The organism is Sphingomonas sp. GW821-FHT10F09 (assembly GCF_058809195.1).
Genome location: NZ_JBXASI010000002.1, coordinates 325423 through 351808 on the forward strand (window position 1 = coordinate 325423; position 26386 = coordinate 351808).

Consider the following 26386-nt stretch of genomic DNA (forward strand, 5'->3'; position numbering starts at 1 on the left):
GGCGGTTCTATTCGCCGCGCTAATCCTCTAGGCGCGCCGGATGCTGCCGCCGCTTCCTGCCACCAATGAACTGCTGCCCGCCTTCGCGCCGTGGTTCGACGTCGCCGGCCTCGCGGTGTTCGCGGCGTCCGGTGCGCTGGCGGCGGCGAAGCGCGGGCAGACCGCGGTTACGCTGGCCTTCTTCGCGCTCATCACCGGCGTCGGCGGGGGTACGGTGCGCGACCTCCTGATTGGTGCGCCGGTATTCTGGGTGCACGATCCGCGCGCCGCGACCGTCTGCCTCGCGATGGCGGCGGTGATCTGGACGACGCCGGAACGCTGGTGGAAGGACAGCGCGCTCGCCTGGTTCGACGCGATCGGCCTCGCCGCCTATGCGGTCTACGGCGCGGCCAAGGCGATCGGCTATGGCGTGCCGCCGCTGCCCGCCGCGCTGATGGGCGTCGTCACCGCCTGCGTCGGCGGCATCATCCGCGACGTGCTGGCGGGCGAACCGTCGATCCTGATGCGGCCGGAACTGTACGTGACGGCGGCGGCGCTGTCCTCGGCGCTGTACGTGGCGCTCGGGCTGATGGGGCTGGCGGGCGCGCCCGCGGCGGTGATTGCGGCGGCGGCGGGGTTCGGATTGCGCGCGATGGCGATCCGTTATCATCTGGCGTTGCCGGCGTATCGGGTGCGGGGGTGAGCCGACGCTTTTGAGGCGGGGATATGCATGGTGGACCAGCGTGATTTTGGGCGCTTCCGCCATGATCCGAATGCTGTGAATGTTACATCGCGAACGCTGAAAAGTTGGTGGACTGCGGACGGTCCGCTTTCGGCGAGGCATGCCGCGATAGAAGACATTGGGCGGCTGCCGCCTTTCCCGAAAAAGGATGGTGAATTGGGAAAGCTGACTGCAACGTCAGCGTCAGTCCGCGGCTCTCCGCCATCGTGCGATCAAGCGATTGAGCACTCGCCCGAAGACGAAGGCCACCAGCACGATCACCGCAATGCCGCCCAGCAATGGAAGTAGCCGCGGCCCACAAGGACCGGTGTTGCCCTCACAGCCCATCGCGCCACCGACGATCTCAAAGAACATCCAAATGAGCCCGACCGGAACCGCAAGCACAGTAGCTACGATCCCACCCCAATTTGTCGGTGCTCGGTGACTGTAAGCCATGAGACAATGCTGCCTCGCCAGATGCCTTTAGGCAAGGTCTCGCGGGCTTACCCGCTTTCTCGATTGGCAACCCATAGCGGGATAGTCACCAAGGCGATCGTACTAGGAGCCTTCCGGGGCACCTGCTTTCCCATAACCCGTTCCCGTTTGCTTTTGCCGAAATCGACTGTCGGAGACGGAGAAACGGAATAGATCGCGCTTAACGAATGGCCGTTATCGGGAGAACGGATCGCCAGCCTGAACGTCCGGGTTTAGGCGTAAACTGCCCATCAGTTTTACACCTCGACGGTGGTGCTAACCTTCCGGCTTTTGCATCGCAATTGCCGTTCCTGTCACCCCCGCACCACCCCCACATCCGCGAAGCGCTTCGGTTCGGCGGGCGGTGTTTCCGGCTCCGCCAGTTCGCACTGCCAATAGCCGACGTCGATCCACTGGCCGTGCTTGTAGCCGACCGCCCGGAACACGCCGGCGCGGCGGAAACCGACCGATTCGTGCAGGCTGATCGAGGTGCTGTTGGGTAGCGCGATCCGGCCGATCGCCTGCGCGAAGCCCTGTGCACGCAGCGTGTCGATCAGCGCCTCGTACAACAACCGCCCGACGCCCTGTCGCTGCGCGACGTCGGCGACGTAGATGCTCGTCTCCACCACCCAGCGATACGCGTCGCGCTCCGAGAAACGCGTCGCATAGGCATAGCCGAGCACGCCGCCGGTAGCATCACCGTTGGTCGCGACCATCCACGGGTACAGTCCGGCCGAGGCGGCCATGCGGGTCCGTATCGCGCGCGAATCGGGTGCTTCCGTCTCGAACGACACGGTGCCGGCGAGCACGTGCGGGGCATAGATCGCCGCGATCGCCGCGGCATCCTCGGGCGTCGCGGCGCGTAGCGCGATCATCTACAGGCCGATCCGCGCGAGGATCAAGTCGAGCAGGCGGGCGTCGGCGCCCGCGGTATCGCTCGGCCCCAGCCCGCCGCATTCGAGGCAGCGTGCCTGCACCGATCCGGCCGTCGCCAGCCGCTTCACGTCGCCCAGCGCCTGCGCCAGCAGCCCGCGCCGCTCCGCCGCGATCCGCGCGAACACGTCGCCGCCGGTCGCACCCTCCGCCACGTCGTCGTCGTCCTTGTCGGCGAAGCTCGCCGCCAGCTGCGCCGCGAAGCCGGGTTCCTTTTCGAGATATTCCGCATGGACCTTGGCGGGGTCGAGCTTCGCGCGCTTCGCCGCCTCGGCGATCGCGTCCTGGACGCCGCCGAAGCGGTCGACCAGCTTCAGCTGCCGCGCGGTGCCGCCGTCCCACACGCGCCCCTGCGCGATTTCGTCGACGCGCTGCGGCGTCATCCCGCGCGACTGCGCGACGCGGCCGAGGAACTGGCGATAGCCGTTCTCGATGCCCGCCTGCAGGATCGTATCGAGTTGCGGCGTCGTACCGGCGAAGACGTCAGGCTGGCCCGACAGCGGCGTCGCCTTCACGCCATCGGTGGTGACGCCGATCTTGGCGAGCGTCTTCTCGAAGGTCGGGATGATGCCGAAGATGCCGATAGAGCCGGTGATCGTCGCCGGCTCGGCGAAGATCACGTCGCCCGGCGTCGACACCCAATAGCCGCCCGACGCGGCGAGCCCGCCCATCGACACGACGATCGGCAGCCCCTTCTTCTTCGCCTCGAGGATAGCGAGCCGGATTCGCTCCGATGCGAGCACCGATCCGCCCGGCGAATCGACACGCACGACCAGCGCCTTCAGGTCCTTCTTGGCGAGCCCGTCGAGGATCAACCGCGCGATCGTGTCGCCATGCGCGCTGCCGGGGCCGCCTTCGCCGTCGACGATGTCGCCCGCGATCGTCACCACGCCGATAGCGTCGCCCGAGCGCGACAGCGGATGCGCACCGATCCACGAATCATAGCTGATCCGGGTGAAATTGCCGACCGGCTTGCGTGCGTCGCTGCCGACCAGCGCGGCGACCCGCCGGCCGAAGGCGGTGCGGTCGCCGAGCTTGTCGACGATCCCTGCCGCCAGATTGGCCCTGGCGATGTCGCCGTTCGCGGCGACGATCAGCCGATCCGGGCTGGAGAGGAACTGCGCGACCTGCGCCTTAGGCCGTGCTTTGGAGATCGCCTCCTGCCACTGGCCGAACAGCGACCCGAGCAGTTGCTGGCTCGCCTCGCGCGCTTCGGGACTCTGGTCGGCTCGGGTATAGGGTTCGACGAAGCTCTTGAACTTGCCGACGCGATAGACGTGCGTGGTGACGCCCAACTTGTCGATCAGGCCCTTATAATAGAGCTGGCTGCCGCCCGGACCGGTGAACAACGTTCCGCCCAGCGGATTGACCCAGATCTCGCTGGCGTTGGCGGCCAGCCGATAGCCGGCGTCGGTATAGGCAGTGGCATAGGCGAGCACCGGCTTCTTCGTGTCGCGGAAGCGGCGGATCGCCTCTGCGATCTCGTTCAGCGTCGCGGGATAGCCGCCGCCGAAGCTGTCGAGGTCGAGCACCAGCGCCTTCACCCGGTCGTCGGTGCGTGCCTCTTCGATCGCGCGCAGCACGTCGCGGGCGCGATACTGGCGCGGCATCGACTGGCCCGACAAAGCGGCGAACGGGGCCTGCTCCTCGGGCTGTTCGACGATCGACCCCTTGAGGTCGAGCACGAGGGCGCCGGTCGGGATCGCCTTCGTCCCCGGCCGCGCGTTGAGCGCCGCGAACAGCAGCCCGAAGAACAACAGCATCGCGACCAGGACCAGCCCGTCCTTGATCGCCACCAGCAGCTTCCATGCGCCCCGAACCAGCTTCACGTCATGCTCCTTCAATCCGCCCCAAGCGCTAGAGCAGCGAGGGGCAGGGCGCAACGGTCCGTATTAGGACGGTAAGACAGGATCAGGCGGGCGCCTCGCATCGCGTTTCGCTCACGGTCCGTCGCCCATGCACGCATCCGGTGATTTTTGGTTCCGCGACGGCCTTGACGATCCCGCCGGCCCGCCACATATCCGCGGCGTTGGCACTCGCATAACGTGAGTGCCAGAAATCTGTCACACTGATTAAAAGAGGGACTTCGCAATGACTTTTCGTCCGTTGCATGACCGCGTCCTCGTGAAGCGCGTCGAGGCCGAGGAAAAGACGGCTGGCGGGATCATCATCCCCGACACCGCCAAGGAAAAGCCGCAGGAGGGCGAAGTCGTCGCCGTCGGCACCGGCACCCGCGCCGAGAACGGCACGATCACCCCGCTCGACGTCAAGGCCGGCGACAAGATCCTGTTCGGCAAGTGGTCGGGCACCGAGGTCAAGGTCGATGGCGAGGACCTGCTCATCATGAAGGAAAGCGACATCCTCGGCATCGTCGGCTGAGCGGTTCGTCTTCCTGATACTTCCAATCACTTTCTGAAAGGGTAGCCACCATGGCAGCCAAGGACGTAAAATTCGGCCGCGACGCGCGTGAGCGCATCCTCCGCGGCGTCGACATCCTCGCCGATGCGGTGAAGGTGACGTTGGGCCCCAAGGGCCGTAACGTCGTGATCGACAAGAGCTTCGGCGCACCGCGCATCACCAAGGACGGCGTCACCGTCGCCAAGGAGATCGAGCTGAAGGACAAGTTCGAGAACATGGGCGCGCAGATGGTGCGCGAAGTGGCCTCGAAGACCAACGACATCGCCGGCGACGGCACGACCACCGCGACCGTCCTGGCGCAGGCGATTGTCCGCGAGGGCATGAAGTCGGTCGCGGCCGGCATGAACCCGATGGACCTCAAGCGCGGCATCGACATCGCCGTCCTGAAGGTCGTCGAGGACATCAAGGCGCGCTCGAAGCCCGTCTCGGGTTCGGCGGAAGTCGCACAGGTCGGCATCATCTCGGCCAATGGCGACCGTGAAGTCGGCGAGAAGATCGCGGAAGCGATGGAGAAGGTCGGCAAGGAAGGCGTCATCACCGTCGAGGAAGCGAAGGGTCTCGATTTCGAGCTCGACGTCGTCGAGGGCATGCAGTTCGACCGCGGCTACCTCTCGCCCTACTTCATCACCAATCCGGAAAAGATGACGGTCGAACTGAACGATCCGTACATCCTGATCCACGAGAAGAAGCTCAGCAACCTGCAGGCGATGCTCCCGATTCTGGAAGCCGTCGTCCAGTCGGGTCGCCCGCTGCTCATCATCGCCGAGGACATCGAGGGCGAGGCTCTGGCCACGCTCGTCGTCAACAAGCTGCGCGGTGGCCTGAAGGTCGCAGCGGTCAAGGCACCGGGCTTCGGCGATCGTCGTAAGGCGATGCTGGAAGACATCGCGATCCTGACCAAGGGCGAGATGATCTCGGAAGACCTCGGCATCAAGCTCGAGAGCGTCACCGTCGGCATGCTCGGCACCGCCAAGCGCGTCACGATCGACAAGGACAACACCACCATCATCGACGGTGCGGGTGAAGCCGATGCGATCAAGGGCCGCACCGAGGCGATCCGTGCACAGATCGAGAACACCACCAGCGATTACGATCGCGAGAAGCTCCAGGAGCGTCTCGCCAAGCTCGCCGGCGGCGTTGCGGTCATCAAGGTCGGTGGTTCGACCGAGGTCGAGGTCAAGGAGCGCAAGGACCGCGTCGACGACGCGCTGCACGCGACCCGCGCAGCCGTCGAAGAAGGCATCGTCCCCGGCGGCGGTACGGCTTTGCTGTACGCGACCAAGGCGCTGGAAGGCGTCACCGGCGTCAACGACGACCAGACCCGCGGCGTGGACATCGTCCGCAAGTCGCTGACCGCACTGGTCCGCCAGATCGCGCAGAACGCAGGGCATGACGGCGCCGTCGTGTCGGGCAAGCTGCTCGACCAGTCGGACACGTCGTTCGGCTTCAACGCCTCGACCGACACGTACGAGAACCTGGTGACCGCCGGCGTGATCGACCCGACCAAGGTCGTCCGCACCGCGCTGCAGAACGCCGCTTCGGTAGCCGGCCTGCTGATCACCACGGAAGCGACCGTGTCCGAACTGCCCGAGGACAAGGCACCTGCCATGCCCGGCGGCGGCGGCATGGGCGGCATGGGCGGCATGGACTTCTGATCCAGCATCGGGGCAGGCGATGTCTGCCCCGAAGACGGGATCAGAACGGTCAGCCGGTCTGACGTCCGGACAGCGGTTGCGCCGCTGTCCGTTCCAGAAAACGAAGGGCCGGGGGAGCGATCCCCCGGCCCTTTGTCTTGCCGCCGGTCCGGAGTATATATTGCGCCCATGGCCAGCCTGTTCGCCTATTCCACGCCCCGCCTGCTGACGGCGGACGAATTCTACCAGATCGACTTCGGTCCCGATCTGAAGGCTGAACTCGACAACGGCCATATCCGCATGATGGCGGGAGGATCGCGCGATCATGCCCGGGTGCAGGCCAACATCATCGGTTTTCTGGTGGGGCGCCTCCGCGGCACCGGCTGTCGGCCGTATGGATCGGACATGTCGATAAAGCCGCACGACCTGTCGGTCCGCTATCCCGACGTCACCATCGATTGCGGCACGCCGATCGACACCGGCAGGGACGTCCGATTGAACGCCCCGCGGGCCATCTTCGAGATCCTGTCACCCTCGACCCGGGCTCGACCTGCGCGTGAAGAAGGACGAATATCGGACGATCGCCAGTGTCGATACGATCGTCTTCGTCGATCCGGAGGCGGAGATGGTGATGACCAGCCGGCGCCATGGCGACGACTGGACCGACACGCCGTTCTTGCCGACCGACACGGTGCTGCCGTCGCTCGGCCTTACCGTCCCGCACGCCGAGATGTTCGCTCGCGACTAGGGCGAACGCCCGTCGTCAGTTTTTCATCGCCTCGATCAGTTTCTTGATCTCCTGGCTGCGCCCGCGCGGCAGGATCAGCACGTCGTTGCCGCTGGCGACGACGATCAGGTCGCTGATGCCGACCGCCGCGATCCGGATGCCGTCGGACCGGATCAGGCAGTCGCGCGTGTCGATCGCCAGCACTTCGCCGCGATGCGCGTTGCCGTCGTCGTCACGGTCGCTGATCGCGTGCAGCGCGTCCCAGCTGCCGACGTCGTTCCAGCCCATCGCGACCGGGACGACGGCGACCCGCTCGGCGCGCTCCATCACCGCATAGTCGATCGAATCGGACGGCGACGCGCCGAAGGCGTCGGCGTCGGGGTGGATGCGCGTGCCCTCGCGCCGCGCCAGCCGCATTGCGTCCTGCGTCGCGGTCAGCATCGCCGGGGCATGCGCGGCCAGCTCGCCCAGGAAGATGTCGGCGCGGAACAGGAAGATGCCGCCGTTCCAGGCATGGTCGCCCGACGCCAGCATCTCCTCCGCGCGCTCGCGGATCGGCTTTTCGACGAAACGCGCGACGCGATGCACGCCGTTCGACAGCGGTTCGCCGACCTTGATCCAGCCATAGCCGGTTTCGGGCGCATCGGGCGCGATCCCGAAGGTCACCAGCCAGCCATCGGCGACCAGCGGCATCGCCGCCTCGATCGCCGCATGGAAGGCGGGGATGTCGGCGATGACATGGTCGGACGGCATCACCAGCAGCGCATCCTCGGGACCGGCCGCCAAAGCGGCGAGCGCGATCGCCGGTGCGGTGTTGCGCGCGACCGGTTCCAGGATCACCGCCTGCGGCGTCGCACCGGCGGCGGCGAGTTGTTCGTCGATATGATCGGCATGGCGCGCGTTGGCGACGACGATCGGCGCGGCGAAGGCCTCGCCATGCGCGCGCTTCGCGGTCAGCTGGAGCATGGTTTCCTCGGCGGTCAGCGCGAGCAGCTGCTTGGGCATTTCCGGCCGGGACATCGGCCATAGGCGGGTGCCGGACCCCCCGGAGAGGATCACTGGTACGATCGTCATGATGCGGGCTGAACTCCTTGGACGACATTCTCTAGCGCAGAAAGTCTCGTCAGCGAAACGATGCAAGTGAAGTCCTGTTCAAGATTTCTTCGCTTTTTTCTGCCACTGCCGACTTCGCCTGTCGGAAAAGCTTACAGGCGTCGCCGGAGAACGCGGGCATGATCCGCCTGTTCAAGCATTACGTTCCTTATGCCGTGCTGTTGCTCGGCCTCGTGGACATGCTGTTGCTGATGACGGCGGCGGAGCTGGGCTGGGTGATTCGGGCGCGGCAGATCGGCATGACGGTCGAACCGATCGCCACCCGCCTGCCGCAACTGCTCGCCTTCGCCGTGGCGTTGCAGATCGCGCTGATCGCGGTCGGTGCCTATGGCGTCGCGTCCTTCCTGTCGTTGCGCTTCGCTGCGGCACGGCTCGCGGTGGCGATCCTGCTCGGCGTGTCCTTCCTGTCGATCCTGTTCTTCCTCGTCCCGCCGCTCGCCTTGTGGCGATCGAACCTCGCCTATGCGACGCTGATCGCGGCATTCCTGCTGGTGGTGGTGCGCGCGGTGCTCGGGAGGACCCTGGGCGGCGATACGTTCAAGCGGCGGATCATCGTGCTCGGCGCCGGCCATCGCGCCGCACGGATCGGTGCGCTCGCCGCCATACCCGGTGCCAATGTCGTCGTCGCCGGCTATGTCGCGATGGGGGAGGCGAGCCCCGTCGTCGCCGGTGCCGTCCCGCGCGACGCGATCCCCAATCTCGCCGCGCATGTCGTCGACCATGGCGCCACCGAAGTGGTTCTGGCGCTGGAGGAACGGCGCAACGCCTTACCGCTGAAGGACCTGTTGCGCGTCAAGACGACGGGCGTGGCGGTCAGCGAGATTTCGAGCTTTCTCGAGCGGGAGACGGGACGGATCGACCTCAATTCGGTCAATCCGTCGTGGCTCATCTTTTCGGACGGCTTCGCTTCGGGGCGGATGCTGTCGAGCGTCTTCAAGCGCGCCTTCGATGTTGGCGCCAGCCTGCTGCTGCTGATCCTGACGCTGCCGGTGATCCTCGTCACCGCCGTCGCGATCAAGCTCGAATCGCGGGGCCCTGCCTTTTATCGCCAGCGCCGCGTCGGCCTCTACAATCAGGGGTTCGAGATCGTGAAGCTGCGTTCGATGCGGCAGGATGCCGAAGTTGCGGGCAAGGCGGTGTGGGCGGACAAGGACGATCCGCGCGTCACCCGCATCGGGCGGTTCATCCGCAAGGTTCGAATCGACGAACTGCCGCAGACCTGGGCGGTGCTGAAGGGCGAAATGAGCTTCGTCGGCCCGCGCCCCGAACGCCCGCAATTCGTCGAACAGCTCGAACAGCAGCTGCCTTACTACGCCGAACGCCATATGGTGAAGCCGGGCATCACCGGCTGGGCGCAGATCAACTATCCCTATGGTGCCTCGATCGAGGATGCGCGCCACAAGCTGGAATACGATCTCTATTACGCCAAGAACTATTCGCCTTTCCTCGACCTGCTGATCCTGCTCCAGACATTGCGCGTGGTGCTGTGGCCGTCGGGCGCGCGCTGAGCCCATGACCGCACTGATCCTGTGGGGCCATGCGCTGGCGGCGCTGGCGTTCGGCGGGCTGGCCTTCGCCTGGCTGCGTCATGCCGCCGTCGGCTGGCCGCGCGCAACCCTGGTCGTCGCCTGCGCGGTCACCGCCTTGTGGGCGCTGGCCGTGGCCGGGATCGGCACCAGCGACGTCGTCGCCCGGCTGGCCGAATCGCTGCGCAATCTCGCCTGGCTCGCGCTGCTGGCGATGCTGGTACGCAGCGCGCGGACCGGCACCGTGCCGCTGTTCGCCGTCTATGTCGTGGCCGCGGCGATCACCGTGATGGCGGCGCTGCTCGCGGTGATCGAGACCAGGCCTCTCGGCGCCGACGCCTTGGCCTCGGTCGCCACCGCACGGCTGCTGGCACGGATGCTGGCGGCGGCGGTCGGCCTCGTCCTCGTCCATCACGTCGCCATCGGCGGCGACGTCGCGCCGGGTCGCGAGCCCGGGCCGCTCGTCGTCGCGGTCGCCGGCATGTGGGGCGGCGACCTGATCGTCACCACGCTGGGCTATGGCCTCGGCATGCTGCCGCCGGGCGCGCTGGCGTTGCGGGGGTTTGTTATGGCGGGGATGGCGATGGTTATCGCCCTCGGTGCGCGGCGCGGGGAGCGCCATTTGGCGATGTCGCACGGCATCGCGTTGCGGATGGTGTCGGTGGCCGCCATCCTGCTCTATGCGGCGGTCACCATCCTGCTGACCCAGGTCGCGGAGCGTTACGCCGGCGACGCGGTGCGGATCGTCCAGACCGCGATCGTGCTCGGCGCGACCACCGCGCTGGCGACATTGCTGTCGACGCCATGGCTGCGGGCGTGGACGCGGGTGCAGGTCGCCAAGCATTTCTTCCGCCACCGCTACGACTATCGCGCCGCATGGCAGCGCTTCACCGCGACGCTGGGCACGCCCGTCGACGTGGCGGGCGAGGCGGCGGCGGACCGGCTCGACCGGCGGATCGTCCGCGCGATCGCCGACCTGACCGATTCGCCCGCCGGGTTGCTGCTGGTGCCGGAAGGAAGCGGCCTCGGCATCGGTGCCGCATGGCATTGGCGCGAGGGCGGTTCGACCGACGCGGCGCTGCGTGAGTATCTCGCGGCCAGCGCGCGCATCGTCGAGCTCGACCAGGTCCGCCGCGGCGAGGCGCCGGCGGAGGAGGTGGCGGCGATCCCCGGCTGGCTGCGCGATCATCCCGATGCCTGGGTGCTGGTGCCGCTGATCCACGGCACCAGCCTGATCGGCGTCATCCTGCTCGCCCGCCCGCCGGTCGACCGCGCGCTCGACTGGGAGGACCTCGACCTGTTGCGCGTCGCCGGCCGTCAGGCGGCGAGCTACCTCGCCGAGGATCGCGCACATGCGGCGCTCGCCGATGCCGCGCGCTTCGACGAATTCAACCGCCGCTTCGCCTTCATCATGCACGACATCAAGAATCTCGTCAGCGGCGTCAGCCTCGTCGCGCGCAACGCCGAACGCCACGCCGACAACCCCGAATTCCGCGCCGACATGATCGCCACCCTCAAGGATTCCGCCGCCCGCATGAACGCGCTGCTCGCCCGCCTGTCCCAGCATCACCGCGCCACGCCGGAACCGGCGCAGCCGGTCGACGTCGGCGCCCTCGCGCTCCGTCTCGCCGCGGCGCGCCGCGCGCAGCATCCGGTGACCGTCGCGGGCGAGGGCGTCGCGCTGGCGCAGCCCGGCCGGTTGGAGCAATTGCTCGGCCACCTGCTCCAGAATGCGATCGAGGCGAGCCCGGCGGGCGCGACGATCGAGATGATCGTCGCCACCGAGGCGGGGCGGATCCATGTCGACGTGGTCGACCACGGGTGCGGGATGAGCGCCGCCTTCATCCGCGACCAGCTGTTCCGCCCCTTTGCCTCGTCCAAGCCCGACGGCTTCGGCATCGGCGCCTATGAGGCGCGCGAACTGGCGCTGGCGATGGGCGGCGCGCTGGAGGTGACGAGCCGCGAAGGCGAGGGGACGCGCTTTCGCCTGTGCCTGCCCCCGGCCCGCGCAATGGAGCAGGCGGCATGAGCGACCGGCCCGTCCTGCTGATCGTCGAGGACGACCTCGCGCTCCAGCGGCAGCTGCGCTGGGCCTATGAAGGCTATGAGATCGTCGTCGCCGCCTCCCGTGCCGAGGCGATCGAGGCGTTGCGCAGCCATGAGCCGGCGGTGGTGACGCTCGACCTCGGCCTGCCGCCGGATCCCGACGGCACCAGCGAGGGGTTCGCGACGCTTGCCGAGATCCTTGCGCTGAAGCCCGATACCAAGGTCATCGTCGCCTCCGGCCATGGCGCGCGCGACAGTGCGCGCAACGCCATCGGGCTGGGCGCATGGGACTTCTACGCCAAGCCGATCGACATCGACGCGCTCGGCCTGATCGTCGCCCGGGCCTTCCACGTCCACGCGCTGGAGGCGGAGAACCGCCGCCTCGCTGAACGGGCCGATGCCGGTGCGGGGTTCGGCGGCCTCCTCTACGCATCGGACGAGATGGCGCGGGTGGTCCGCACCATCGAGCGCGTCGCGCCGGCCGACGTATCGGTCATGCTGCTCGGCGCGAGCGGCACCGGTAAGGAGTTGCTCGCCCGCGGCGTGCACGACAGCTCGCCGCGCCGTCGCGGCGCGTTCGTCGCGATCAACTGCGCCGCCATCCCCGAGACGTTGCTGGAAAGCGAGTTGTTCGGGCATGAGAAGGGCGCGTTCACCGGCGCGGTGAAGACCACGCCGGGCAAGATCGAACAGGCGGCGGGCGGCACCCTGTTCCTCGACGAGATCGGCGACGTCCCACTGCCGTTGCAGGTCAAGCTGCTGCGGTTCCTGCAGGAACGCGTCATCGAGCGGATCGGCGGGCGCAAGGCGATCCCGGTCGATACCCGCATCGTCTGCGCCACCCACCAGAATCTGGAGGCGATGGTCGCCGAGGGACGGTTCCGCAAGGACCTTTATTACCGGCTGGCCGAGATCGTCGTCCGCATCCCCGGCCTCGCCGAGCGCCCCGGCGATGCCGGCCTGCTCGCCCGCGCCTTCGTCCGCCGCCATGCCGCGGCGATGAAGATCGCCGTCACCGGCCTCGCCCCCGACGCGCTGGCCGCGATCGACGCCTGGCCCTGGCCCGGCAACGTCCGCGAGCTGGAGAATCGGATCAAGCGCGCGGTCATCATGGCGGACGGCAAGCTCGTCACCGCCGCCGACCTCGACTTCCCCGGCGACGCCCCCGCCGACCCGCCGCCACTCAACCTGCGCAGCGCCCGCGAGGTCGCCGACCGCAAGGCGATCCGGCAGGCGCTGGCACGGGCGGAGGGCAATATCTCCGGCGCGTCGCGGCTGCTCGGCGTCAGCCGACCGACGCTGTACGACCTGCTCAAGAGCTACGATCTGCATGGCTGACGCGCGTTACCCGATGATGCGCGGCCGGCGGCGTCGCCGGCGGCGGCTGGCGGTGCCGCGGATCGGCCGGTGGCCGGGCGTCGCGCTCGGCCTGCTGCTGGCCGCGGCGATCGTCGCGGCGATCGTGCTGCTGCGGCCGCCACCGCGCGTCGATCCGGCGAAGGCGCTGGCCGATGCGCGCACGGCCTACCGCCTCGGCAATTACAGCGCGGCGCGCAACCATGCGCTGGCGACGCTGGCGAGGGCGCCGACGTCGCAGCCGGCGATGCTGCTGCTCGCGCGCAGCTATATCCAGCTCGGCGACGGCATTGCGGCAGATGGCGCGCTCAGCCGCGCGCGCGACCTGCGCGTCCCCGCGGCGGCATTGGCCGGGCTGCGGGCGCAGGCACGCTTTCTGCAAGGCGACCTGCAAGGCGCGCGCGACGCGGCGGCGTCGGCGGCCGCCGACGACGGCGAGGCGATCCGCGCGGCGGCGCGGGCGATCGCGGCGCAGGGCGATGGCGCCGCCGCGACGCAGGCGCTGGCGGGCTGGCTCGCCGCGCATCCGCGCGATGCCGCCGCCTGGACCGACCTCGGCCGCATCCGGCTGAATGCGGGCGAGATCGCCGCCGCCACCGATGCCGCCACCCGCGCCGCGCAGGCCGCGCCCGGCGACCCGGTGCCGCTGACCCTGCAGGCGGAGATCGTCCGTACCCGCTACGGCCTCACCGCCGCGCTGCCCTGGTTCGAGGCGGCGTTGCAGCGCGATGCCTATTACCACCCCGCGCTGATCGAATATGCCGCGACGCTGGGCGATGCCGGCCGCTACGCCGACATGCTCGCCGCGACCCGGCGGGCGCAGGCGGCGCGCCCGGGCAGCCCGCAGGCCTTCTACCTGCAGGCGGTGCTGGCGGCGCGCGCGGGACGCGGCGAACTCGCCCGCGATCTGCTCCAGCGCGCCGGCACCGCGATCGCCGCCTTGCCCGGGGCGGCGCTGCTCGGCGGTGCGCTCGACGAGGCGGGCGGCGGCCATGAGCGTGCGATCGGGACATGGCGACAGCTGGCCGCCGACCAGCCGATGAACGTCGTGCTGCGCCGCCTGCTCGGCGCGGCGATGCTGCGATCGGGCGATGCGCAGGGCGCGCTCGACCAGTTGCGCCCGATCGCGCTGCGCGACGATGCCGATGCCTTTACGCTGACATTGGTCGCGCGCGCGTTCGAGGTGATCGGCGACCGGGTCGCGGCGGCGCGCTTCCTCGATCGGGCGGCGATCGGCGCGCGCGGTGGTGCCGCGGCCTTTGCCAGCGACGACGGCGTCGCGGCGACGCTGGCCGAGGCGCGGGACGCGCCGGACGATCCCAATTACGTGCTCGGCGTGATCCGCGCGCAGGCGACCGCGGGCGATCCGGCGGGGGCGACGATCCGCGCGCGTGCGCTGGTCGCCGCGAGCCCCGGCGCGCCCGCCGCGCAGCTGGCGCTGGGCGACGTGCTGGCGATGACCGGCCGGTTCGCCGAGGCGGCGCAGGTCTATGCCAGGGCGGCCGACCTGACGTTCGACGAACCGACGATGCTGCGGCTGGTCGATGCATGGAGCCGTGCCAACCGTCCGCGCGAGGCGGCGGCGGCGCTGTCGCTCTACCTGCAACAGAATCCGCAGAGCCTGTCCGGCCAGCGCATCCGCGGGCATTGGCAGCTGCTGGGCGGCGATGCGGACGCGGCGATCGAGACGCTGGAAAGCGTCCGCCGCATCGCCGGCCATCGCGACGCGGCGCTGCTCGCCGATCTCGCCACCGCTTATGCGGCGAGCGGCGACGGCGCGGTCGCCCGCCGCTATGGCCGCGCGGCCTATCGGCTGATGCCGATGAATCCGCATGTCTGCGACGCCTATGCGGTCGCGCTGGCGGCGGACGGCGACCTGCCCGGCGCGCGCCAGCTCGCCGCCAAGGCGATGGTGCTGGCACCGGGCGATCCGGTCATCGCCGCCCATGCCCGGGCGATCGGCCGCTGACGGCTTGCGCCCGCCCGCCGCGCCGGTCATGAGCGCGGGCATGTCCGATCCCCTCGAGCGTATCGCCGCGGCGCTGGACCGCCTCGCCCCGCCGCCGCCACCGGGCGACGACCCGACCCGGCATCCCGCCTATGTCTGGCGCGCCGGCGCGCTGGTCGCGGCGCGGGCGTTCGCGCCGCTGCCGCTCGACCTGCTGGTCGAGGTCGACCGGCAGAAGGCGGCGCTGGTCGACAATCTGCGCCGTCTTGCCGGCGGGGCCGCCGCGCAGGACGTGTTGCTGTGGGGCGCGCGCGGCACCGGCAAGTCCGCGCTGGTCAAGGCGGCGATCGGCGCGGTGCAGGCGGACGGCGGCGATATCGCGCTGGTCGAGGTGACCGCGCTCGACGCGCTGCCGCAGCTGTTCGCCGCGCTGGCACCCGTCCGCCGCGCCTTTGCCTTGTTCCTCGACGATCTCGGCTTCGACGGCCCGGCGGAGGCGCGCACGCTGCGTTCGCTGCTGGAGGGCGGCGCGGAGGCGCGGCCCGGCAACGTCCGTCTGCTCGTCACCGCCAACCGCCGCCATCTGGTGCCGCGCGACATCGCCGAACAGGACGGCGCGATCAATCCGCGCGACAGCATCGACGACCAGCTCGCGCTCGCCGACCGTTTCGGGCTGAGCCTCGGCTTCCATGCGCTCGACCAGGACGGCTATTGCGCGATCGTCGCGGGCTATGCCGCGCGCTACGGCCTGCCGTTCGACGCCGCCGATGCGATCAACTGGGCGACGCGGCGCGGCAGCCGGTCGGGGCGGGTCGCGTGGCAATATGTCACCGAACTGGCCGGCCGGGCCGGGCGCGCGCTGACCTGACCCGATCGGGTCATCGACCTTGACATAATTCCGTCGGCGCGGCTCATTGCGTGCGTGCCGCGTCTCGGGGAACTCGACCTGCCCAATCGCCTCGCCCCCGCGGTGCCGCGGGGCGTGACGCAATTCGGTTTCGGCGTGCTGTGTTCGAGCAGCGCGGTCCTCGTCCGTGCCTTGCTCGACGGCGTCGCCGCGGGTGGGGGCGCGCCCTTCGCCCTGTGCTTCCCGGCGATGATGCTCGCGACGTTGTTCGCGCGCTGGCAGGCGGGCGTGGTGACGGCGACGCTGGGGATCACCTACGGCTATTATTACACGATCCCGCCGAGCGGCAGCTTCCGCTCGAACGGGGTCGCGACGCCGCTGACGGTCGGCTTCATCGTCGTCGCGGCGCTCATCACCGTCGCGCTCGCCGAACTGTTCCGCCGCTCGGTGCGGCGCGCGACGGCGGAGCGCGACCGCCAGATCGCCGACCGCGACCTGCTGTTGCAGGAGATCGACCATCGGATGAAGAATAATTTCGCGATCGTCGCCTCGATCCTCGATATCCAGCGGCGGCGGCTGAGCGGCGAGGCGGCCGAGGCGCTGGGCACGGCGCTGTACCGGGTCGAGAGCATCGCGCGGGCGCATCGCCACCTGTATCGTGGCACGGGGCAGAGCGATGCGGTGCAGATGCGCGCCTATCTGGGCGATCTGTGCGCGGCGCTGGCGGATGCCCTGCTGCTGCGCGGCGGCGTGACGCTTGCCTGTTCGGTCGACGAGGCGGAGGTGCCCCGGGATCGCGCGGTATCGATCGGGCTGATCGTCAACGAACTCGTCACCAACGCGGCGAAACACGCCTTCACCGACCGCGCCGGCGGCACGATCACCGTCGGGTTCCGCAAGCGTCCGGGCGGCTGGACGTTGATCGTCAGCGACGATGGCGTCGGCATGCAGGGGGCGGCGCCGGCGGGGCCGGACCATGGCCTCGGCTCGCGGCTCATCCCCGCCTTCGCGCGGCAGGCGAACGGCATGCTCGCGACCGAGAGCGGCCCGGACGGCACCGTCGTGACGATGGACCTGCCGGCCTGACCCGGGCGTGCGGCCCTAGCCCAGCCCCTCGACCTGTTCCGCCAGCTCCAGCCAGCGCATCTCCGCCGCATCCTTTTCCGCCCGCGCCGCGTCGATCGCCTGCGTCAGCGCCGCGAACCGCTTCGGATCGCGGACGTAGAGCGCGGGGTCGGCGAGCAGCGCCTCGTCGCGCGCGATCCCCGCATCGATCGCCTCGATCCGCGCGGGCAGCTGATCGTAGTCGCGCTGGTCCTTGTAGCTCAGCTTGGTGCGTGCCTGCGGCGGGGGCGGGGGCGCGGCCTTTGGCGCCGCCGCCTTGCGGGCCTCGGCCGGGCGCTTCCGCTGCCGTTCCCAATCCTCATAGCCGCCGGCGACGACGTCGACCGTCCCCGATCCGTCGAGCCCCAGCGTCACCGTCACCGTGCGGTCGAGGAAGTCGCGGTCGTGGCTGACGATCAGCACGGTGCCGCCGTAATCGGCGATCACCTCCTGCAACAGGTCGAGCGTTTCCAGATCGAGGTCGTTGGTCGGCTCGTCGAGCACCAGCAGGTTGGATTCGCGGGCGAATTCGCGCGCCAGCAACAGCCGCGAGCGTTCGCCGCCGGACAATGTCCCGACCTTCGCCTCCGCCAGCGACGGATCGAACAGGAACTCCTTGAGATAGCCGTGGATGTGCTTGCGCACGCCCAGCACGTCGATCCAGTCGCCGCCGTCGGCCAGCACCTCGCGCACCGTCTTGGTCGGCGCCATCAGGCTGCGCTGCTGGTCGATGACGATGCCGTCGAGCGTCTTGGCGAGCTTCACCTCGCCGTCGTCGGGAGCGAGTTCGCCGGTCAGCAGCTTGAGCAGCGTCGTCTTGCCCGCGCCGTTGCGGCCGACGATGCCGATCCGGTCGCCGCGCGTCACCCGCAGGTTGAGGTCGCGGATGATCGCGCGCTCGCCGTAGCTCTTCGAGGCGTGCTTGACGTCGATCACCACCTTGGTCTTCGAATCGTCCGATGCGGTGGCGAGGTTCGCCGCACCCTGCGGCCCCATCATCGCCGCGCGTTCGGCGCGCATGTCCTTGAGCTTGGCGAGCCGCCCCTGGTTGCGGCGACGGCGGCCGGTGACGCCGCGTTGCAGCCAATGCTCCTCGATCTTCAGCTTGGCGTCGAGCCGCTGCGCGTTGCGCTCCTCCTCGGCATAGACCTGTTCGGTCCACGCCTCGAACCCGCCGAAGCCGATCTCGGCGCGGCGGATCGAGCCGCGGTCCATCCATAGCGTCTGCTTCGTCAGCCGCGTCAGGAAGGTGCGGTCGTGGCTGATGACGACGAACGCGCCCTTGAATCGCCCCAGCCATTCCTCCAGCCAGTCGATTGCGGCGATGTCGAGGTGGTTGGTCGGTTCGTCGAGCAGCAGCACGTCGGGGTCCTGCGCCAGCGCGCGGACGATCGCCGCCCGCCGTCGCTCGCCGCCGCTCGCGGAGGCGGATTCACGCGTAAGGTCGATGCCGAGCTGGTCGGCGATCGCATCCGCCTCATGGGCGGCGGGCGCATCGTCGCCGCCCAGCACGTAATCGGCCAGCGTCGCGCAGCCCGCCAGGCTCGGTTCCTGCTCCAGCAGCACCACCCGCGTTCCCGGCACGATCACCCGCCGCCCCTCGTCGCAGTCGATCGATCCCGCGATCAGCTTGAGCAAGGTCGTCTTGCCCGCGCCGTTACGCCCGATCAGCGCCAGCCGGTCGCGTGCGCCGATATGGATGTCGAGGTGGCGGAACAGCCAGCCGTGGCCCTGGATCACACCAAGGTCTTCGTAAGCGAGAATAGGGGCAGCCATGGACGGCGCAGGTAGGGGGCCGGAGGACGTGCGGCAAGCGTGCTTCCTGCCCTGCCAAAATGCGCGATGTGGCCGAACGCGATGCAACCGCTCCATTCACAGGGTGTTCAATGCCTTCCTCCTATGCCAGTCGTCATGAAGATGGTTCTGCCCTTCCTGCTCCTCGCCGCTGTGGCCCCGTTTTCGGCCGGGGCGGCGCATGGCGAACCGGACCAGCGCCGGAGCGACCAAGAACGCGCCTATGACGCCCGCCGCAAGGGCGAGGTATTGTCGCCGCGCGCGATCGAGGGGCGGGTGATCCCGACGATGAAGGGCTATGAGTATCTCGGCTTCGATCTCGATTTCGGCACGTCGGTTTACACGCTGAAATTCATGCGCGATGGCGTCGTCGTCTGGGTCGATGTCGATGGCCGCTCAGGCCAGATCATCGGCCGCACCGGCAAATGACGTTGCCAGATATTTTGGGGGAGATGACATGCGCGTTCTGATCGTCGAGGACGAGCCGAATCTCGGGGCACAGCTCAAGAACACGCTCGAGGGCGCGGGCTATGCGATCGACCTCGCCACCGATGGCGAGGAGGGGCATTTCCTCGGCTCCACCGAGAATTACGACGCGATCGTGCTCGACCTCGGCCTGCCGGAGATCGACGGGCTGACCGTGCTGGACCGCTGGCGCAAGGAGGGCAAGGTGATGCCCGTGCTGGTGCTGACTGCGCGCGACAGCTGGTCCGACAAGGTCGCGGGACTCGACGCGGGCGCCGACGATTACGTCGCCAAGCCGTTCCAGACCGAGGAGCTGATCGCCCGCCTTCGCGCGCTGATCCGCCGCGCGTCGGGCAACGCCTCGTCTGAACTGACCGCGGGCGACGTCCGCCTCGACACGCGGTCGGGCAAGGTCACGCGCGCGGGCGAGCCGGTCAAGCTGACCGCGCAGGAATACAAGCTGCTCAGCTACCTGCTCCACCACAAGGGCAAGGTGGTCAGCCGCACCGAGCTGATCGAACATATCTACGATCAGGATTTCGACCGCGATTCGAACACGATCGAGGTGTTCGTGACGCGCATCCGCAAGAAGCTGGGCCAGGACGTCATCACCACGATCCGCGGCCTCGGCTATAGCCTCGAAGATCCGGACGCCTGACCCTTTCGTCATGACGACGCCGTCCGTTCCGCCGCTCGCCGAAGCCCCGCCGCGCCTGCGCGCGGTGACGACGGGGTCGCTGTCGCGGCGGATGATCCTGATTGCGGCGGCGTGGATCGGGCTGCTGCTGTTCGGCGGCGGCTTCGCGCTCGACCGCGTGCTGGCCAATGCGGTGCAGCGCAATTTCGACGACCAGATGCAATATGTGCTGCGGTCGCTGATTGCCTCGGCGGAGATCGGCCCGGACGGCGAAGTGGTGTTCAACCGCGACGCCGCCGCCGACCCGCGCTTCCTCGAACCCTATTCAGGCCTGTATTGGCAGGTGTCCGCGCCGAAGATGCCGGTGACCGAGGCGTTTCCGTCGCGCTCGCTGTGGGACCGCCGGCTGGCGTTCGGCACGGTCCACGAGGATCGCGCGGTCCATTTCTACGACAGCCGGCAGTTTCCCGACGAGCGGCTGCGCATCGTCGAGCGCGATGCGCAACTGCCCCGGTCCCGCGTCCACTGGCGGTTCCAGGTCGCGCAGAGCCGCGCCGGGCTGGATGCGCAGATCACCGTGCTGCGACGGACGCTGGTGCGCAGCTTCGCGCTGCTCGGGCTGGGGCTGATCGTCCTCGCATGGCTCCAGACCTTCTACGGCCTGTGGCCGCTGCGCCGGGTGCGCGAGGAGATCGCGCGGATGCGCGCGGGCCAGTCGAACCGCGTCGATACCGCGATGCCGATCGAGGTCGCGCCGATGGTCGAGGAGCTGAATGCGCTGATCGAGCATAACGAGCGGCAGGCGGAGGAGGCACGGCGCCACGCCGGCAACCTCGCGCATGCACTCAAGACGCCGCTCACCGTCATCATGAACGCCGCGACCGCGCAGGCCGACGACCTTGCCGATACCGTGATCCGCGAGGCGCGGACGATGCGGCGGCAGGTCGACCATCACCTCGCCCGCGCCCGCGCGGTCGGCCGGCGCGGATCGGCGCACAGCCGCGCAGACGTCTGGCCCAGCCTCGAATCGGTCGAGCGCGCCGTCGCCCGCCTCTATCGCCACGTCCGGATCGACGTCGCCGGCCCCAAGGACCTGCAGGTCCATGTCGAGCGGCAGGACCTCGACGAGATGCTCGGCAATCTGATCGAGAATGCCGCGAAATATGGCGGCGGCAGCGTGTTCGTCACCGTCGCCGCGCAGGCCGGCTTCGTCGAACTGATGATCGAGGACGACGGCATGGGCATCCCGGAGGAGGACCGCATCCGCATCTTCGATCGTGGCGTGCGCCTCGACACCGGCAAGCCCGGCACCGGACTGGGGCTGGCGATCGTCCGCGACGTCGCGGAGATCTATGGCGGCACCGTCAGCCTCGAGGAGAGCGAGGATCTCGGCGGGCTGCTGGTGCGGCTGCGCCTGCCCGCGGCGAACTGACGGCGGACCCCCGGCTATAGCGTGCGGATGATACCGGAGAAATCCGTGCCGCCCCGGCCGTCCGCGACGAACGCCTCGTACAGGTCGGTCGCGTGCCGTCCCAGCGGCGTCGCCGCCCCGGCCTCTTCCGCCGCCTGCATCGCCAGTCGCAGATCCTTGAGCATCAGTGCCGCGGCGAACCCGCCCTGATAATCGTGGTCGGCGGGCGTATCGGGTCCGACGCCGGGAACGGGGCAGTAGGTCGTCATCGACCAGCTCTGCCCCGAACTGACCGAAGAGATGTCGTAGAAGGTCTGGAGGTCGAGCCCGAGCCGTTCGGCAAGCCGGAACGCCTCGCAGGTCGCGATCATCGTCGCGCCGAGCAGCATGTTGTTCGCCATCTTGGCGGCCTGGCCCGCGCCGCTGGCACCGGCATGGATCACCGCCTTGCCCATGTCGGCGAGGAAGGGCTGCGCGCGGGCGAAGGCATCGGCCGCACCGCCGACCATGAAGGTGAGCGTGCCGGCATTCGCCGCGCCGATCCCGCCCGATACCGGCGCGTCGACCGCGGCGAGGCCGCGGGCGGTGGCGGTGTCGGCGACGCGGCGCGCGGTGGCGACGTCGATCGTCGAACAGTCGATCAGGATCGCGGACGGCTGCGCCCGGCCGAAGACCGCGTCGGCGTAGACGCCCTCCACATGCGCGCCCGCGGGCAGCATGGTGACGATCGCCTCGGCACCCTCGACCGCCTCGGCGGCACTCGCGACGGGCAGGCATCCCGCCGCCTTCGCCTTGGCGAGCGCATCGGCGCTGAGATCGAACGCGCGGACGTCATGGCCCTTTTTCGCGAGGTTGGCGGCCATCCCGCCGCCCATGTTGCCGAGGCCGATGAAGGCGACGCGTGCCATCGATACTCTCCTGTCAGTGCGTCGTCGCGAGCGGCGCTCGCAACGACGACGGGGGTCATGGGATTATTGCCGCGTCAGTTCGCGGCCGACGATCATGCGCATGACCTGATTGGTCCCCTCCAGGATCGAATGGACGCGCAGGTCGCGCCAGAAGCGTTCGATCGGATAGTCCATCAGATAGCCGTAGCCGCCGTGCAATTGCAGCGCGCGATCGACGACGCTGCTGCCGGTGTCGGTGGCGAGGCGCTTGGCCATCGCCGCGAACCGCGTCTTGTCGGGGGCGTTGGCGGTCACCTTCGCCGCGGCCATGTAGAGCAGCGCACGCGCCGCCTCCAGTTCGGTGGCCATATCCGCAAGCGTGAACTGCGTGTTCTGGAAATCGGCGATCGCCTTGCCGAATTGCCTGCGATCCTTCGTATAGCCGATCGCCTCGTCGAGGCAGCGCTGCGCGCCGCCGAGACTGCACGCGCCGATATTGAGCCGTCCGCCGTCGAGGCCCATCATCGCGATGCGAAAACCCTCGCCCTCCGCCCCGACCAGATTCTCGGCCGGCACGCGGACATTGTCGAACATGACCTGCCGCGTCGGCTGCGAATGCCAGCCGAGCTTGCGCTCGTTGGCGCCGAACGACACGCCGGGCATGTCCTTTTCGATCACCAACGCGGAAATGCCCTTGGGGCCGTCCTCGCCGGTGCGGACCATCGTCACATAGACTTCGTTCTCGCCGGCGCCCGAGATGAACTGCTTCGACCCCGTCACCAGCCAGTCGTTGCCGTCCCTGACCGCCCGCGTCTTGAGCGCCGCGGCGTCGGACCCCGAGCCCGGTTCGGTCAGGCAATAGCTCGCGAGGCGGTCCATGGTGACCAGATCGGGGAGGTATTTGTCCTTGACCGCCGGCGACCCGAACCGGTCGATCATCCACGAGGCCATATTGTGGATAGAGATGAACGCGCTGGTCGAGGGGCAGCCATAGGCCATCGCCTCCATGATGAGCGCCGCTTCCAGCCGCCCGAGCGCGATGCCGCCCGATTCCTCGGACACGTAGATCGCGGCGAAGCCGAGCTCGGCCGCCGCCTTGATCGTGTCGCGCGGGAAGATGTGCTTCTCGTCCCACTCGGCCGCATGCGGGCTGATCCGGTCGGCGGTGAAACGGCGCGCGAGGTCCTGGATCTCGCGCTGGTCGTCGGTCAGGTCGAACTGGTTGTCCATATTATCCTCAGGCGGGGCAGCGGCTGTAGCGGAACGAGCCGGCACGGTCCGGCGCGCCGGTCACTTCGCGTACCAGCGTCTTGCCGCCGTCGAGCAGGGTAAGCGTGGTCGGTTCCGACCAGGTCATGCCCTCGCCGCTCATCGGCAGGTCGAACGCCACCTGCGTCGGTTGCAGCTGGCGGATCGCCGTCGCGCCGCCGCGCGATTCATAGAAGGAGAGGCGGTTGCCCGCGATCGTCAGCAGGCCCTTGTTGTCGTCGCGCTTCGGATCGCAGTCGTTGGCGACCATGCCCCAGCGGCCCTGAAAGTCCGCCGGCATCGCCGCAATCGGCGACGGACTGGCGGTCGGCAACGGCACCGGCGAGATCGCCGCGCCATTGCCCGGCGGATCGAGCGGCACGAGCGTGTTCTGGGGATCGTCGATCAGGTTGGTCGGCGTCGGCTCGACCGCCGCACTGCCGCCGCTCGATTCGTTGTTGGCGGTCTCGCCGCCCGAACAGGCGGCGAGACACAATGCGGCGGAGAGGATCGTCAGGCGCATCGATATTACCCCATGGTGGGAATGACGAACGCATCCTGCACGCGTGCGGGTCCGCCGTCTTCCGCACCGCGCGGCAGTTCCACTGTGCCGTCGGGCCAGCGCTGCGTTACCGTCTTGACCTTGGTCCAGAACTTGACGCCCTCCATGCCGTGCTGGTTGGTGTCGCCGAACGCGCTGCGCTTCCACCCGCCGAAGCTGTGATAGGCGACCGGCACCGGGATCGGCACGTTGATGCCGACCATGCCGACGTTGACCCGCGCGGCGAATTCGCGCGCGGCATGGCCGTTGCGCGTGAAGATCGCGACGCCATTGCCGTATTGATGCTCGCTCGGCAGGCGGACGGCATCCTCGAACGTCTGCGCCCGGACGATCTGGAGGACGGGGCCGAAGATCTCCTCCCTGTACGCCGACATGTCAGGCGTGACGCGATCGAACAACGTCGGGCCGACGAAGAAGCCCTTCTCATGCCCCTGCAGCGTGAAGCCGCGGCCATCGACGACCAGTTCGGCGCCTTCGTCGACGCCGGTCTGGATCCAGTTCTCGACACGGCTCTTGTGCGCGGCGTTGACGACCGGGCCGTAATGCGCCGAATCGTCGGTCGAGACGCCGACGCGCAGCGCGGCGATCGCGGGGATCAGCTTTTCACGCAGCGCATCCGCGGTCCGGTCGCCGACCGGCACCACCACCGGCAGCGCCATGCAGCGTTCGCCCGCCGAACCGAAGGCCGCGCCCGACAGATCGGCGACGACCTGGTCGAGATCGGCGTCGGGCATGACGATGCCGTGGTTCTTGGCGCCGCCCATCGCCTGCACGCGCTTGCCCGCCTCGACGCCGCGCCGATAGACGTAATGCGCGATGTCGGACGAGCCGACGAAGCTGACCGCGCTGATCGCCGGGTGATCGAGGATCGCATCGACCATCACCTTGTCGCCATGAACGACCTGCAGGATGCCCTCGGGCGCACCCGCTTCCAGCATCAGTTCGGCGAGGCGCACCGGCACCGACGGATCGCGCTCGGACGGCTTGAGGATGAAGGCGTTGCCGGTGGCGATGGCGACGCCGAACATCCACATCGGGATCATCGCCGGGAAGTTGAACGGCGTGATGCCTGCGCCGATGCCGAGCGGCTGGCGCATCGAATAGACGTCGATGCCCGGGCCGGCGCCCTGCGTATATTCGCCCTTCAGCACGTGCGGGATGCCGCAGCAGAATTCGATCACCTCCAGCCCGCGCTGGATGTCGCCCTTGCTGTCCGCGATCACCTTGCCGTGTTCGGACGACAGCAGGCGGGCGAGGGCGTCCATGTTCGCCTCGACCAGCTCCTTGAAGCGGAACATGACGCGGGCGCGGCGCTGCGGGTTGGTCGCGGCCCAGCCGGGCTGCGCGGCCTGTGCGGCGGCGATGGCGCGATCGAGATCCGCCTGCGTACCCAGCGGCACGCGCGCCTGCACTTCGCCGCTATTGGGATCGAAGACGTCGCCATGGCGGCCGCCGGCGTCGGCTGCACCGCCGGCATGGCCGACGATGAGATGATCGATGTTGCGCAATGAACCTCTCCGTTATTGCCGGCAGGATCGCCCGTCGCGTCCTTGTGCGCAACGCCGGATAGTGCGACACACACCTGCATAAATGCAGCCGCGATGGGACGACCTTCAGGATTTCCTAGCGATCGCCCGCGCCGGCCAGATCGCGCGCGCCGCGGTGGCGACCGGCGTCGACCCGACCACGCTCGCCCGGCACCTGCGCCGGCTGGAGGCGACGCTCGGCCAGACCCTGTTCGAACAGACGCGCGAGGGGCAGGTGCCGACCGCCGCGGGTGCGGCGTTGCTGGTCGCGGTCGAGGCGATGCAGCAGGCGGCGGCGCGGATCGCCGCGCCCGACGACGATCCCGATCATCTGACTGGCGTCTTGCGCGTCAGCGTGTCGGAAGGGTTCGGCACTTGGTTCGTCGCGCACCATCTGCCCGCCTTCGCCCGCCGGCACCCCGAACTGGCGGTCGATCTGGTCGCGACTAGCGGCTTCCTCAACCCGTCGCGACGCGAGGCGGATGTCGCGGTGATGCTCGCGCGACCGCAGACCGGGGCGGTCATCAGCGGCAAACTGACCGACTATACGCTGGGCCTGTATGCCGCGCGGGCCTATGCGGCCCGGCGGCCCTTGCCCGATACGGTCGAGCAGGTGCGCGAGCACGATCTGATCGGCTATGTCCCCGACCTGCTCTACGCCCCCGAATTGCGCTATCTGTCGGAGGTTCAGGCCGAGCTGGAACCGCGCCTGCGCAGTTCGAGCATCAACGCGCAATATCGGCTGGTCGCGGCGGGTGCGGGGCTGGGGGTGTTGCCGCGCTTCATCGGCGATGCCGACGACAGCCTGTGCCGCGTGCTGCCGGAGCGCACGATCCGCCGCTCGTTCTGGCTGGTGACGCATCAGGACATGCGCGAGGCGAAGAAGGTGCGGACGTTCCGCGACTGGCTGACCGCGCTGGTGGCGACGCACCGGAACAGGTTCGTCTAGAAACGTCGTCGGTTGCGACCGATCGACCTGCGTCGTCGCGGGGCGCGAAGCGACGCGGCGATCCGGAGCGGCGCACGTGCC

General features: G+C 68.9%; 22 protein-coding genes and 2 pseudogenes. 15 read left to right on the plus strand and 9 right to left on the minus strand.

Going from position 1 to position 26386, the window contains the following annotated elements:
- Nucleotides 1-40 precede the first annotated feature (40 nt).
- Nucleotides 41-682, plus strand: coding sequence for a trimeric intracellular cation channel family protein (locus AC1RTO_RS09600; protein ID WP_493160647.1), 642 nt, complete (start codon nt 41-43; stop codon nt 680-682).
- A 222-nt stretch (nt 683-904) separates the two neighbouring features.
- Here the strand turns inward: AC1RTO_RS09600 and AC1RTO_RS09605 are convergent, their stop codons facing one another.
- From AC1RTO_RS09605 to sppA, 3 genes are all read right to left on the minus strand, one after another.
- Complete coding sequence (locus AC1RTO_RS09605) at nt 905-1075, minus strand: hypothetical protein (protein ID WP_493160648.1); 171 nt, start codon at nt 1073-1075, stop codon at nt 905-907.
- A gap of 413 nt (nt 1076-1488) precedes the next feature.
- Complete coding sequence (locus AC1RTO_RS09610) at nt 1489-2049, minus strand: GNAT family N-acetyltransferase (RefSeq protein WP_493160649.1); 561 nt, start codon at nt 2047-2049, stop codon at nt 1489-1491.
- Nucleotides 2050-3936 (minus strand): signal peptide peptidase SppA, encoded by a 1887-nt coding sequence (sppA, locus tag AC1RTO_RS09615; protein WP_493160650.1) that lies wholly within the window; start codon nt 3934-3936, stop codon nt 2050-2052.
- Between the two features lie 262 nt (nt 3937-4198).
- Between sppA and groES the strand changes: the two genes are divergently transcribed.
- From groES to AC1RTO_RS09635, 4 genes and pseudogenes are all read left to right on the plus strand, one after another.
- On the plus strand, nt 4199-4486 hold the full coding sequence (groES, locus tag AC1RTO_RS09620; RefSeq protein WP_038661992.1) for a co-chaperone GroES: 288 nt from the start codon (nt 4199-4201) through the stop codon (nt 4484-4486).
- Nucleotides 4487-4536: 50 nt separating this feature from the next.
- Complete coding sequence (groL, locus tag AC1RTO_RS09625; RefSeq protein WP_493160651.1) at nt 4537-6180, plus strand: chaperonin GroEL; 1644 nt, start codon at nt 4537-4539, stop codon at nt 6178-6180.
- 168 nt (nt 6181-6348) lie between these two features.
- Nucleotides 6349-6648, plus strand: a pseudogene (locus tag AC1RTO_RS09630) (Uma2 family endonuclease); the annotation flags it as partial.
- Nucleotides 6649-6715: 67 nt separating this feature from the next.
- Nucleotides 6716-6907, plus strand: a complete 192-nt coding sequence (locus AC1RTO_RS09635) for a hypothetical protein (RefSeq protein WP_493160840.1) — start codon at nt 6716-6718, stop codon at nt 6905-6907.
- A 15-nt stretch (nt 6908-6922) separates the two neighbouring features.
- On the opposite strand, the gene AC1RTO_RS09640 is transcribed toward AC1RTO_RS09635, so the two are convergent.
- Nucleotides 6923-7960, minus strand: a complete 1038-nt coding sequence (locus AC1RTO_RS09640; protein WP_493160652.1) for a mannose-1-phosphate guanylyltransferase/mannose-6-phosphate isomerase — start codon at nt 7958-7960, stop codon at nt 6923-6925.
- A 158-nt stretch (nt 7961-8118) separates the two neighbouring features.
- On the opposite strand from AC1RTO_RS09640, the gene AC1RTO_RS09645 reads away from it, so the two are divergent.
- From AC1RTO_RS09645 to AC1RTO_RS09670, 6 genes are read left to right on the plus strand one after another with little or no spacing between them, the layout of a single operon-like run.
- Complete coding sequence (locus AC1RTO_RS09645; RefSeq protein ID WP_493160653.1) at nt 8119-9507, plus strand: TIGR03013 family XrtA/PEP-CTERM system glycosyltransferase; 1389 nt, start codon at nt 8119-8121, stop codon at nt 9505-9507.
- Between the two features lie 4 nt (nt 9508-9511).
- A complete protein-coding gene (gene prsK / locus AC1RTO_RS09650) occupies nt 9512-11554 on the plus strand; it encodes an XrtA/PEP-CTERM system histidine kinase PrsK (RefSeq protein ID WP_493160654.1) in 2043 nt (680 codons plus the stop codon).
- The gene (gene prsR / locus AC1RTO_RS09655) at nt 11551-12909 is read left to right on the plus strand and encodes a PEP-CTERM-box response regulator transcription factor (RefSeq protein WP_493160655.1); all 1359 of its coding nucleotides are present in this window, start codon (nt 11551-11553) and stop codon (nt 12907-12909) included. The genes prsK and prsR overlap by 4 nt, the downstream gene beginning before the upstream one ends.
- Entirely contained in the window at nt 12902-14896 is a 1995-nt protein-coding gene (locus tag AC1RTO_RS09660; protein ID WP_493160656.1) for a tetratricopeptide repeat protein, read from the plus strand. Before prsR ends, AC1RTO_RS09660 begins: the two co-directional genes overlap by 8 nt.
- A 40-nt stretch (nt 14897-14936) precedes the next feature.
- Nucleotides 14937-15743, plus strand: a complete 807-nt coding sequence (locus tag AC1RTO_RS09665) for an ATP-binding protein (RefSeq protein ID WP_493160657.1) — start codon at nt 14937-14939, stop codon at nt 15741-15743.
- 54 nt (nt 15744-15797) lie between these two features.
- The gene (locus tag AC1RTO_RS09670; protein ID WP_493160658.1) at nt 15798-16808 is read left to right on the plus strand and encodes a sensor histidine kinase; all 1011 of its coding nucleotides are present in this window, start codon (nt 15798-15800) and stop codon (nt 16806-16808) included.
- 15 nt (nt 16809-16823) lie between these two features.
- On the opposite strand, the gene AC1RTO_RS09675 is transcribed toward AC1RTO_RS09670, so the two are convergent.
- Complete coding sequence (locus tag AC1RTO_RS09675; protein WP_493160659.1) at nt 16824-18602, minus strand: ABC-F family ATP-binding cassette domain-containing protein; 1779 nt, start codon at nt 18600-18602, stop codon at nt 16824-16826.
- Nucleotides 18603-18737: 135 nt separating this feature from the next.
- Between AC1RTO_RS09675 and AC1RTO_RS09680 the strand changes: the two genes are divergently transcribed.
- From AC1RTO_RS09680 to AC1RTO_RS09690, 3 genes are read left to right on the plus strand one after another with little or no spacing between them, the layout of a single operon-like run.
- The gene (locus AC1RTO_RS09680; protein ID WP_493160660.1) at nt 18738-19049 is read left to right on the plus strand and encodes a hypothetical protein; all 312 of its coding nucleotides are present in this window, start codon (nt 18738-18740) and stop codon (nt 19047-19049) included.
- Nucleotides 19050-19077: 28 nt separating this feature from the next.
- Nucleotides 19078-19743, plus strand: coding sequence for a response regulator transcription factor (locus AC1RTO_RS09685; RefSeq protein ID WP_293876238.1), 666 nt, complete (start codon nt 19078-19080; stop codon nt 19741-19743).
- A 10-nt stretch (nt 19744-19753) separates the two neighbouring features.
- On the plus strand, nt 19754-21154 hold the full coding sequence (locus AC1RTO_RS09690; RefSeq protein WP_493160661.1) for a sensor histidine kinase: 1401 nt from the start codon (nt 19754-19756) through the stop codon (nt 21152-21154).
- 14 nt (nt 21155-21168) lie between these two features.
- On the opposite strand, the pseudogene mmsB reads toward AC1RTO_RS09690, so the two are convergent.
- The 4 genes and pseudogenes from mmsB to AC1RTO_RS09710 all read right to left on the minus strand — a co-directional run.
- A pseudogene (mmsB, locus tag AC1RTO_RS09695) lies at nt 21169-22059 on the minus strand (3-hydroxyisobutyrate dehydrogenase); the annotation flags it as partial.
- Between the two features lie 45 nt (nt 22060-22104).
- Entirely contained in the window at nt 22105-23250 is a 1146-nt protein-coding gene (locus AC1RTO_RS09700; RefSeq protein WP_493160662.1) for an acyl-CoA dehydrogenase family protein, read from the minus strand.
- Between the two features lie 7 nt (nt 23251-23257).
- Complete coding sequence (locus AC1RTO_RS09705; RefSeq protein WP_493160663.1) at nt 23258-23791, minus strand: hypothetical protein; 534 nt, start codon at nt 23789-23791, stop codon at nt 23258-23260.
- A gap of 5 nt (nt 23792-23796) precedes the next feature.
- Nucleotides 23797-25338 (minus strand): CoA-acylating methylmalonate-semialdehyde dehydrogenase, encoded by a 1542-nt coding sequence (locus AC1RTO_RS09710; protein WP_493160664.1) that lies wholly within the window; start codon nt 25336-25338, stop codon nt 23797-23799.
- A gap of 82 nt (nt 25339-25420) precedes the next feature.
- On the opposite strand from AC1RTO_RS09710, the gene AC1RTO_RS09715 reads away from it, so the two are divergent.
- On the plus strand, nt 25421-26305 hold the full coding sequence (locus tag AC1RTO_RS09715) for a LysR family transcriptional regulator (RefSeq protein WP_493160665.1): 885 nt from the start codon (nt 25421-25423) through the stop codon (nt 26303-26305).
- Nucleotides 26306-26386: the final 81 nt, after the last annotated feature.